This is a genomic window from Marinobacter alkalisoli (assembly GCF_045449855.1).
In the GTDB taxonomy this organism is placed as follows: Bacteria; Pseudomonadota; Gammaproteobacteria; order Pseudomonadales; family Oleiphilaceae; genus Marinobacter.
Genome location: NZ_JBJJLC010000046.1, coordinates 1 through 10780, shown reverse-complemented (window position 1 = coordinate 10780; position 10780 = coordinate 1). Strand labels below are relative to the sequence as shown.

Genomic DNA, 10780 nt, shown 5'->3' with positions numbered 1-10780 from the left:
CAAACACACCCCTCCCCCAATGCAAACAGGCTAGGGCCAAAACTCAAACGTCAATCAAAGAAGCCGACCCCAAAGATCATGCTCATCCGCATGTTCAACAACAGCCTGAACAATCTGCCCCGGTACCAGGTCGGTTTCGTCGTTAAGGTAAACCATGCCATCAATCTCCGGTGCATCGGCCTTGGAGCGGCCAATGGCACCCTCTTCGTCCACTTCGTCAATCAGCACATCAATGGTTTGACCGATCTTGGCCTGCAGACGGGCGGCGGAGATCTGGGCCTGTTTTTCCATGAAACGGGCCAGGCGCTCTTCTTTCACTTCCTCGGGTACCGCACCTTCGATCTCATTGGCCTTTGCCCCTTCCACCGGGCTGTAGGTGAACGCGCCGACACGGTCCAACTGAGCTTCATCCAGCCAATCCAGCAGATACTGGAAGTCCTCTTCGGTTTCACCGGGGAAACCAACAATGAAGGTGGAACGGATGGTCAGCTCGGGGCAGATTTCACGCCATTTGCGGATACGCTCCAGGGTTTTGCTGTCGTGGGCCGGGCGCTTCATGGCCTTGAGGACTCGTGGGCTGGCGTGCTGGAACGGGATGTCCAGGTACGGCAGGATCTTGCCCTCGGCCATCAGCGGAATCACGTCGTCCACGTGGGGATAGGGGTACACATAGTGCAATCGCACCCATACGCCCATTTCGCCCAGCGCTTCGCACAGTGATTGCATTTTGGTCTTCAGAGGGCGGCCCTGCCAGAAGCCGGTGCGGTATTTGGTATCCACGCCGTAGGCAGAGGTGTCCTGGGAGATCACCAGCAGCTCTTTGACACCGGCGTCCACCAGACGCTTCGCTTCGTCCATCACATCACCGATGGGACGGCTGACCAGGTCGCCCCGCATGGACGGGATGATGCAGAAGGTGCAGCGGTGGTTGCAGCCTTCGGAGATTTTCAGGTAAGCGTAATGCCTGGGGGTCAGTTTCACCCCCTGGGGCGGAACCAGATCGGTGAACGGGTCGTGTTCTTTCTTTGGTGGCACAAATTGGTGTACCGCGCCGACGACTTCTTCATACGCGTGGGGGCCGGACACCGCCAGCACGCCCGGGTGGGTGTCGCGGATCTTGTCCGCTTCCACGCCCATACAGCCGGTAACGATAACCTTGCCGTTTTCGTTGATGGCTTCGCCGATGGCGTCCAGAGATTCCTGCTTGGCAGCGTCGATAAACCCGCAGGTGTTTACCACCACAATGTCGGCATCGTCATAGGTTGGCACAACGTCATAACCGTCGAGCCGCAGCTGGGTGAGGATGCGCTCGGAATCGACCAGTGCCTTCGGGCATCCGAGGCTGATAAAGCCGACTTTGCCGCTGCCGGCTACAGAGGTTTCGGGTTTGTCTGTCATATGCGCGTCAGGATTCCTGGGGCATGTTGCCCACGGGTGAATTTAGGGCGACAGTTTACCCCAGCAAGCACAAGGCCTGAAGCAAAACGCCGTGCCCCTTCCGGGAATTGATGGGCAGGAATCATCCTGGGGCTGGCAACTAACTGACGCAATGTTCAGAATTACTTCACAAAACTGACACTAACAGCGACAGACGTCTTGCTGTTCACTAATTAAACAACTAAACTTTCAGTCGGTTATAGAGTTTTGCACAGTATTTTCATCAAATGACCAGGCCACCCGACCCATTGGTCGAGTGATTCATTAACCCTGTTTTCAAAGATCAGTTCCGGGAATTTTGGACGAGCGTTTATGGGTAAGGCAGCCAACTTTGAAACCAAGCACGCCAAAAGAGTCAGAATGAAACCAGTTGCCTTTAAACTGAACCTTCGAAACCAACAACGGGTGGATGTTTCGTCCGAGGTCACCATTGAGCGAAAGGACGGAAGTTGCCTTACCTGCAAAATCGCCAACCTTTCCCGTACCGGCATCATGATTTCCTGCACTCAGGAGCTGGCGAAGGAACTGATCCCCGGCCAGAAAACGCCGAGTCCAGGCAGCTGGATCCCGGTGACGGCCCGGTTTTCTGTGCCGGTAGTGCCAACCCAGCCGGTCTCCGTGATCGTAGAGGGCAGCATTGTTCACATGCGCCGTATCGCCCGGGATGAATTCCAGGTCGGCATCCAGTTTGCCGAATTCGAGGGCAACGGGTACGACTATGTGGATCGTTACGTCAGCCAGTTGCTCTCCTCGTCCGACACACTGTCCTGATGACTTACGGGGCAAACGCCCCTCTCAGCGGCACGGAACAGCTCCTGATATATTCATATAGCACCAAACTCTAGTTACACACCTTCTTATACCCTAATCGCCTCTGGTATAGTTGCCCTATTCACACGCAAAGCCATTTTCGGCACGCAAGGCGGCAACAGATTACGATGACCACATATAACCTGACCCATCTCAAGCAGCTGGAAGCTGAAAGCATCCACATCATTCGGGAGGTCGCAGCCGAGTTCGATAACCCGGTCATGCTTTACTCCATCGGCAAGGACTCCGCAGTTATGCTGCACCTGGCCCGGAAGGCATTCCACCCCGGCACGCCACCGTTTCCGCTGATGCACGTGGACACCACCTGGAAGTTCAAGGACATGATTGAATTCCGGGACCGCAAGGTTAAGGAATACGGCCTGGACCTGATCGTTCACAAGAACGAAGACGGCATCAAGCAGGGTATTGGCCCATTCACCCACGGCAGCGCCAAGCACACCGATGTGATGAAAACCCAGGCCCTGAAGCAGGCCCTGGACAAGTACAAGTTTGATGCCGCCTTTGGTGGCGCCCGCCGGGATGAGGAGAAATCCCGTGCCAAGGAGCGGGTGTATTCCTTCCGTGACGAATACCATCGCTGGGATCCCAAGAACCAGCGCCCGGAGCTCTGGAATACCTACAACGGCAAGATCAACAAGGGTGAGAGCATCCGCGTCTTCCCGCTGTCCAACTGGACCGAGCTGGATATCTGGCAGTACATCTATCTGGAAAACATCGAGATTGTTCCTCTGTACTACTCCGCTGTGCGCCCGGTGGTTGAACGGGACGGCACGCTGATCATGGTGGACGACGATCGCATGCCCCTGAAGGAAGGCGAGAAGCCGATGATGAAATCCATCCGCTTCCGCACCCTGGGCTGCTACCCCCTCACCGGGGCGATCGAATCCGAAGCCACCACGCTGCCTGAAATCATTCAGGAAATGCTGCTGGCCACCAGCTCCGAGCGTCAGGGTCGCGTGATCGACCACGATTCAGCCGGCTCCATGGAACAGAAAAAGCGGGAAGGGTACTTCTAAGATGTCACACCAGTCTGATCTGATCGCCGAAGATATTCAGGCCTACCTGAAGCAACACGAGAACAAGGAACTGCTGCGTCTGTTGACCTGTGGCAGTGTCGACGATGGCAAAAGCACCCTGATCGGCCGCCTGCTCCACGACACCAAGATGATCTACGAAGATCACATGGCGAGCCTGAAGACCGACAGCGCCAAGATGGGCACCACCGGTGAGAAGCTGGACCTGGCCCTACTGGTGGACGGCCTGCAGGCGGAGCGTGAACAAGGCATCACCATTGATGTCGCTTATCGCTACTTCTCCACCGACAAGCGCAAGTTCATCATCGCCGACACCCCGGGCCATGAGCAGTACACCCGCAACATGGCCACCGGTGCGTCCACGGCGCAGATGGCGATCCTGATGATTGACGCTCGCCACGGTGTGCTGACCCAGACCCGTCGGCACTCCTATATTGCGTCCCTGCTGGGCATTCGCCACATTGTGGTCGCCATCAACAAGATGGATCTGGTGGACTTCAGCGAGGAACGCTTCAACGAGATCAAGGACGAGTACCTGGCGTTCGCCGCCAAGCTCGGCCTGAAGGATATCCGCTTCGTGCCGATTTCGGCCCTGGAAGGGGATAACGTAGTCAACCGGAGTGAGAACACGCCCTGGTTTACCGGCCAGCCGTTGATGGAAATCCTGGAAACCGTGGAAGTTTCCCGTGACAAGAATCTGGAACACTTCCGCTTCCCGGTGCAGTACGTTAATCGCCCCAACCTGAACTTCCGTGGGTTCTGCGGCACGATCGCATCGGGCGTTGTCCATCCGGGGGACAAGGTTATGGCCCTGCCCTCTCGTCGCACCAGCACGGTCAAGGATATCGTCACCTTTGAAGGCAATGTGGAAGAGGCCTATATCGATCAGGCCGTAACCCTGACGCTGAACGACGAAATCGACATCAGCCGTGGCGACATGCTGGTTAAAGCGGAAGATGAGCCGGAAGTGGGCAACCGCTTCAACGCCAACATCGTGTGGATGACCGACGCGCCTCTGGAAACCGGGCGCCTGTATGACATCAAGCTGGGGCCAACCTTTGCTTCCGGTACGGTGAAGAAGATTCACCACCAGACCGATGTGAACACCCTTGAGCAGAAAACCAATCCGACTGCGCTTCAGCTCAACGAAATCGGCCTTTGTGAGCTGACCCTGAGCCAGCCGATTGCGTTTGACGCCTATCCTCGCAACCATGCGACCGGCAGCTTTATCGTGATCGACAGGCTGACCAACGTGACTGTGGGCGCCGGCATGATTGCCGGTACTGCGAGCGATGTGGAATCCCTGGAACCGGTCAGCGTGGAAGAACGCGCCCGCCGCCTGGCCCAGAAGCCGGCCATTATTGCTTGTAACGGCAAGCAGGCGCCGGCACTGGCACTGGCCGTCGAGCGCGCGCTGTTTGATCAAGGCAAGACTACGGTCGTGCTCAGCGAGGATAACGCGGGCAACGCCGAGGACCGCCGCCGCACCGCCCAGCTGTTGTCCGCCCATGGGTTGATTGCGGTCGCGGTTAACCTTGGTACCGATGTCGCTACGGCTTCGGTTTCCGCAGACAACGATCAGGACATTCCTGGCGCGGTTAACGAGCTGCTGCAGGATCTGGCTCGCAACAAGCGGATTTAACCCGGAGACTTCGGGCAACGGGTGGCTGGTCCCGGGGCGGGGTACCTTTTTCTTCTGGAAAAAGAACTCGCTTCGCTCAGACACCTTTGTTCCGGCAGAAAAAGGTACCCCACCCCGGAACCGACCGGACTTTGTGGGAATCCGCGTCGGATTACGCCTTCGGCTAATCCGACAATTCACCGGGCCTGGAAAATCGGTACAATGCAGAGCCCTGAGGGTTAGCCCTCAGGGCTTTGTTTTTTTACTAACCAGGGAAACGACGATTTCATGGCCATCAAGCAGCTTCGTACTCTCTTTGCCAGCCAGTATCAGCCCGGACAACCGGCACGGGTTCGTCCAGGCGAAGCCCTGACCGAACCGGGTGGCGACTACGAGGCCCTTCACAAGCAGATGAAGCGCCTGTTCAACAGCAAGCCCGGCAAGAAATACGGCCGCTTCTCCGATGACATCGGCGAAAGCCCCTTCAGCAGCTGGCTGAAGGACTACCTGGAAGACAAGCAGTCCTTTACCTCCCTGACCGATCGGCTGTTCGGGCAATGGCAGGAGTTGCTGAACGGCGCCCAGGAGGAGTTCGAGGGGCATCTGATGATTGTCCACGAAGCCCTTGCTGACTCGGAAGTGATCTACCTGCTGATTCTGGAGAACGACAGCGCCATGCGTTTTGATGCCAAACAGACTCTGGACGCCACCGATATCCTGAGCCTGTCCCGCTTGAACCTGGCGGCCCGCATCGAGCTGGACGACTGGCACGGTGACAATCCCGGCGAGAACTACCTGACCCTTGTGCATGCCCGCGGCACCGGTGAAGGCGGCGACCTGTTCATCAAGCTGTGCGGTTTCACCAATCAGGTTGATGTGGAGAAAGAAACCGTTACGTTCCTGGATGCAGTGGAAGCTTTCGCGAAGACTTCCGAGCCGGAAGAAGCCGGCAAAGTGCGCGCCCGGGCCTATGAATTCTGCAAGGAACAGCACGCCCTGGGCGAGCCCGTTGCCATTGAAGCCCTGTCCGGCTACCTTGATGAGAGCCAGCCCGAGCGGTTCAAGGAATTTGCCTCCCAGGCCGCTGAACTCCCCGAAAGCGGGGTACTGCACCCGGATCACCGCAAGGTGAAAAAACTGGTGCGCATCGCCGGTTCTGGCGGCGGTATGAGCGTATCTTTCTCCTCGGATCTGGTGAACCAGGCGGTCTACTACGACAAGGACAAGGACGCGTTAACCATTACCCGGCTGCCGAAGGCGCTGCGGGAGCAGTTGCAGCGCTACCTGGAAGCGCGGGAGTAAGCCCGAAATAGGAGGTGTCGCAACGACACCTCCCCACCCTCTTCCTGACCTCACATTTTCCTTTTGTTTCGTTGCAAGTAGCGTAAAGTTAATTAAGAACGTAGGCAGTTCGCGTGTTACCAGCCACTGGCATAAGACACTGATGGAGGGACACTACTCAGTAGGAGGCTGCGATGAAAGCGCTAACGTTGTGCTTCTGCATTCATGGCGTTTTCGCCACCTGCAGAGCACTTCTTGCAATTTTCACACTAGCCTGGTCAATGCCCGCTTTCACCAGTGAACCACCCTGCGTTGTGGTGAACGGCCCGACAAGTGACCCGATTCTTACCCAAGCCAATTTCGAATGGACACAGCGCCTTATACAGCACCTGGAAGTTCGTGATGTTCACTGCAGGGCGCTGAATATTGACCACTGGGCGAGAGCAAACAAGATGTTTCGGGATGGCAGTGCGGATGTTCTTTTCCCTGAAATAGTGGGCGACCCGAAGCAACCTGGTGTAACCGGCAAACCCATTGCCCTGACCCACGGCTTCGTGATTTTCACGCAGCACGATACCGGCCCACTGGACCACATTGAGAGCCTGGAGGGCCTTACAGTTGGCACCATTCGAGGGCGCTACTACCCGGAAGAGCTACAAAGCCGCCCGGGTATCCAGATCGCCCCTGCCAACTCGCTGGAGCAAAACATGAGAAAGCTGGTTCTGGGACGCATAGACGCCACCATCGAATACCTTTCCGATGGCATGACACTTCTGAACCGCCTGGGACTGCGCGCAATGGTTCATCATGGCGACGAATTTGGAGTACAGGAACTGGCCTACCGGTTTCATCAGTCAGACCGGGGCGACTGGCTAAGACATCAGTTTGACGCCGCCACACAGGAGCTGATCGACAACGGCACTTATCACCGACTCTTTACCGGAACCTCTCAGCGAATGATCACCGACTGACTGATAATGTGACGCAAAACGGTAACATTGGCGCGGAATTCGGTATGCTTATCCCACCTTAAAACCCAAACGTCAGCAAGGAGTGGTGACGATGCAACTCAAGCGGTCAATGGATTTGACCCCCTACGATATTCCACGGATAGAAAGCCCTTTCCTGGCAGCTTCCGAGACCCGCCGCAAAATCAACGCAGGACAATTCCGCGAACACGACCTACGCAGACTACTCAGGTTACAGCCGTATGGCCGGGTGGATCTCTGCGAGTTGGCGGTAAAACTGGTCGCTTCAGGCGGCGCTTTCCTGGTCCACGGGCCCATGGATGAAGGCCCACTATCCCCCGTCGTCGCCTGGCGCTCTAGCCCCGAGCAGCCCAACGGCGGCGAATGGAAACCCACCGGCCAACTGCCCTTTGGCCTCAGCTACCCCCTGCAGGATCTGACCTCGGCACAACTGACGCCGCAGGATATCAAGCGCGGCCCCTTTGCCCTGGGCTCAGGCTCTCCCACACCTCGCCAACGCCCGGAGACAGACGAGAGCCAACACCATCAGCCCCGACAGGCATCCTCCACCATCGCATCAACGGCCTCGGTGATGACCACGACCATCGCTGGAATGAAAGCCGCAGAGGACACGGAATCGCAGGAAGAGAAGGAGCCAGAGGTTCATGTTGAGGTGGGGATTTTTACTGATGGGACGTTGAATAATGCACGTAATAGCCAGCTTTTAGTGCAGGAACTGGAAAAGGAATGTCAGAAATCCGGCGAATACAATGAGATCGAAATAGCCGAGTGCAGAAGACACTTAGGGCTAATGATGGGAAGCAGTTACACCAATACTCCCAGCAACGTGGCCAAGCTTTGGGAACTGTATCCAGACGACGACTTAGAAAACAAAAATACCCGTAGGTTCCGATTAAAAGTATACACAGCAGGTGTTGGCACTCAAACAGGAGACGGGGATTCTTTGATCAGTGCAGCAACAGGAATGGGAGATACGGGCATTATTCAACAGGTAGCAAAGACCTTCCGAGAGCTGGCTTTACAGATTGAGAATCGGGTTCAGGGGAAACAAATTCACAAAATAACTTTTGATGTTTTCGGCTTCAGTAGAGGCGCAGCGGCGGCCCGACACGCAGTTCACGAGATAAATCGAAAAGAAAAAGGCTTGCTCGGCGAAGTTTTGCAAGCCCGTGGATTAGCGTGGCCTAAAGCGTTGGAGGTCAGATTTGTAGGCTTGTTCGATTCTGTAGCAGCGATACTGAATATCACAAACGGTGATCTGAGTGCGGCAAATGACAATAACGCACCGGTCAGACTTTTCCTTGATCCGGATAAAGTCTCTAAGGCGGTTCAACTGACAGCAGCCGACGAACACCGGAAACTGTTCGCGCTAAATAGTCTTTACGGCCCTGATAAAGAACTACCCCCAAATTTTCGAGAGATTGAACTGCCCGGAGCACACTCCGACATCGGAGGCGGGTATCCCGAACTGCAACACGAGGACGCACTTATAAGCCCCCTCCACCCGATCAGACGCGATCGGTTTCCCTGGCCTCAGGAAACCATGCAATGGGATACTCTAGAGACTCTGAGAAAAGAGATCGAATCAGAACGTTGGATTGGGGAATACAGCCTGCCGTTAGCTCAGCCACCTGCCCTTAACCCTGACCAAGAAAACTTTGATGGCCGAACAGTGCCGCGACTAGAGATCTTCACCAAGCGGTCTGAGCACCCCTCTCCCGATGGCAATGTCGAACTCGCGCTCCGGATGTACCGTGCAATCAGAGGAGGGTACTCCCGCGTTGCACTTGCCCTGATGCATGGACTGGCCAAGCAGTCTGGAGTTAGCTTCACATCGATACCAAACAGCGGGAACACACAAATACCGAAAGAATTAACCTCCATACATCAAAGCCTTCATGAACAAATCGAAGCGGGTGAGAACCATCCAAAATTAACTCCCTCTCAACTCGACCTTTTACTGCAGCGTTACATCCATTATTCAGCTAATTACAACAGCGTGAACACCACGATCCTGAGTGTCCCATTAAGCCTACGAATTCTTCGGAACTTCAACACGAACATGCCCGCAGAAGCAAGACAGCGGACCGTCTACCTCAACACGGAGGAAAACTGATGCTCACCATTTGCCTCAGATTCGGGGTATTCATCGCATTAATCGCCCTCCAAGGCTGTACCTCAATGACATACGCTAGCGGAGAGTACCGCCGAGTCACATTCGCAGCTCCTGAGCATTATGAAGTTTGGTTGGTGGATGTACTTCTGGAGAAAAGCGGCGAGCGTAGCTGGCGCCAACCGGGTGGTACAGTGAAATGCTGCTGGAAGGGGCCAAAAGGACCAGCCGGACCGGGAGCAGCAGCAGATCCATTTCCAGAACTGATCTGGATACATTGGTTTTCTTTTTCCGAGCAGAAACACTACACACACCTGATTCGCGTCCCTCCGGATTTAAACGAGAGAATGCGGGAGCCCGCAAGAGTCATAACAAATTTTGACGTCCGAGAGGTGCCACGTCACACCCTTACAATCGGGTTGGCGCCAGGAGGGAAGATAGTTATGTGGATTCAGAGCCAGATCGGCAACGAAATTGAAGTGATGCGCATGCAAGCCAAACCCATTGAAGGGGACCCATCGCACTTCCAGGAAAGAACAAAGGAGTACCTCAAAGACCACGGCGACTACCTGAAAGAACACGGCCTGCAACTGGACAAATGGTAGCCTGTGAATCAGCGGGAGCCGGATCAGCCCTGATCCGGCTCCTCAATAACAGAGACTTCCGGCGCATCATCCCAGCGGGGGCGGTTCTTGCGTAGCTCACGAACGCCCTGCATCCAGCCCACGCCATCAATTAACTCGCCGGTATCCGGATCAATTGGCGGATACGGCAGGTTACGGTCATCGCAGTAGCGTTTGACGGTTGGCTGGCACCAGCGAAATAGCAGGCGGTTGTATTCGTCGTCTGGCAGCCGCCGGTCATCGTACAGCCCCGCTGCCTTTCGCTGGCGCTGGGCTTCGGCCAGGATGATGGCGCAGGCGGCGGAGACATTCAGGGATTCCACCATGCCCATCATTGGAATCACGATGTGCTCGTCCGCCACTTCAGCTGCGCCGGGACTCACCCCATCCACCTCATTGCCCATGATCACCGTACAGGGCACCGTGAAATCGGCTTCCCGGTAATCAATTGCACGGTCGGACAGCTGTGCTGCGTAAAGTTTGTGGCCCTGCCCTTTCAGCGTATCCATGGCGTCATCCATGGTGCGGTGGGTGTGGGTAGTCACCCAGTTGTAGCTGCCACCGGTGGTTTTTCGGAAGGCGCGAAAGCCTTCCTTTGGCCATACTGTGTGCATGTTGGCCAGTCCGAATGCGTCGCAGGAACGGATGATAGCGGACAGGTTCCTGGGCTTGTGGACCTGGTCGGTGAGGACGCTGAGATCCGGTTGGCGGGTATTCAGGGTTTGTTTGATTCGGGCCAGGCGTTCTGGGGTCATAGTGTTGTGTGGGATTGGTTATTGGGTTGTCGGATTACGCCTTCGGCTAATCCGACCTACGGATCTAGAATTTCGCTCGAAAGTTCGGGAAGCCGC

At 55.9% G+C, this 10780-nt stretch carries 9 protein-coding genes; 7 read left to right on the top strand and 2 right to left on the bottom strand.

The window, feature by feature from the left end; genetic code table 11:
* Positions 1 to 54: 54 nt before the first annotated feature.
* Positions 55 to 1398, bottom strand: coding sequence for a 30S ribosomal protein S12 methylthiotransferase RimO (gene rimO / locus ACJO5Y_RS17070; RefSeq protein ID WP_406988909.1), 1344 nt, complete (start codon positions 1396 to 1398; stop codon positions 55 to 57).
* A gap of 399 nt (positions 1399 to 1797) precedes the next feature.
* On the opposite strand from rimO, the gene ACJO5Y_RS17065 reads away from it, so the two are divergent.
* The 7 genes from ACJO5Y_RS17065 to ACJO5Y_RS17035 all read left to right on the top strand — a co-directional run bounded on the left by ACJO5Y_RS17065 (position 1798) and on the right by ACJO5Y_RS17035 (position 9911).
* Positions 1798 to 2208, top strand: a complete 411-nt coding sequence (locus tag ACJO5Y_RS17065; RefSeq protein WP_406988908.1) for a PilZ domain-containing protein — start codon at positions 1798 to 1800, stop codon at positions 2206 to 2208.
* Between the two features lie 167 nt (positions 2209 to 2375).
* Positions 2376 to 3284, top strand: coding sequence for a sulfate adenylyltransferase subunit CysD (gene cysD, locus ACJO5Y_RS17060; protein ID WP_406988907.1), 909 nt, complete (start codon positions 2376 to 2378; stop codon positions 3282 to 3284).
* Position 3285: 1 nt separating this feature from the next.
* A complete protein-coding gene (gene cysN, locus ACJO5Y_RS17055) occupies positions 3286 to 4944 on the top strand; it encodes a sulfate adenylyltransferase subunit CysN (protein WP_406988906.1) in 1659 nt (552 codons plus the stop codon).
* 267 nt (positions 4945 to 5211) lie between these two features.
* Entirely contained in the window at positions 5212 to 6225 is a 1014-nt protein-coding gene (locus tag ACJO5Y_RS17050; protein ID WP_406988905.1) for a nucleoid-associated protein, read from the top strand.
* 173 nt (positions 6226 to 6398) lie between these two features.
* Entirely contained in the window at positions 6399 to 7175 is a 777-nt protein-coding gene (locus ACJO5Y_RS17045; protein ID WP_406988903.1) for a substrate-binding periplasmic protein, read from the top strand.
* 91 nt (positions 7176 to 7266) lie between these two features.
* Positions 7267 to 9309 carry a T6SS phospholipase effector Tle1-like catalytic domain-containing protein gene (locus tag ACJO5Y_RS17040; RefSeq protein ID WP_406988901.1) on the top strand — a complete coding sequence of 681 codons (2043 nt, stop codon included), beginning with the start codon at positions 7267 to 7269 and terminating at the stop codon, positions 9307 to 9309.
* Positions 9309 to 9911, top strand: a complete 603-nt coding sequence (locus ACJO5Y_RS17035; RefSeq protein ID WP_406988899.1) for a DUF2931 family protein — start codon at positions 9309 to 9311, stop codon at positions 9909 to 9911. The genes ACJO5Y_RS17040 and ACJO5Y_RS17035 overlap by 1 nt, the downstream gene beginning before the upstream one ends.
* A 23-nt stretch (positions 9912 to 9934) precedes the next feature.
* Here ACJO5Y_RS17035 and trmH read toward each other — a convergent pair whose 3' ends face one another.
* Entirely contained in the window at positions 9935 to 10684 is a 750-nt protein-coding gene (gene trmH / locus ACJO5Y_RS17030) for a tRNA (guanosine(18)-2'-O)-methyltransferase TrmH (RefSeq protein WP_406988898.1), read from the bottom strand.
* Positions 10685 to 10780: the final 96 nt, after the last annotated feature.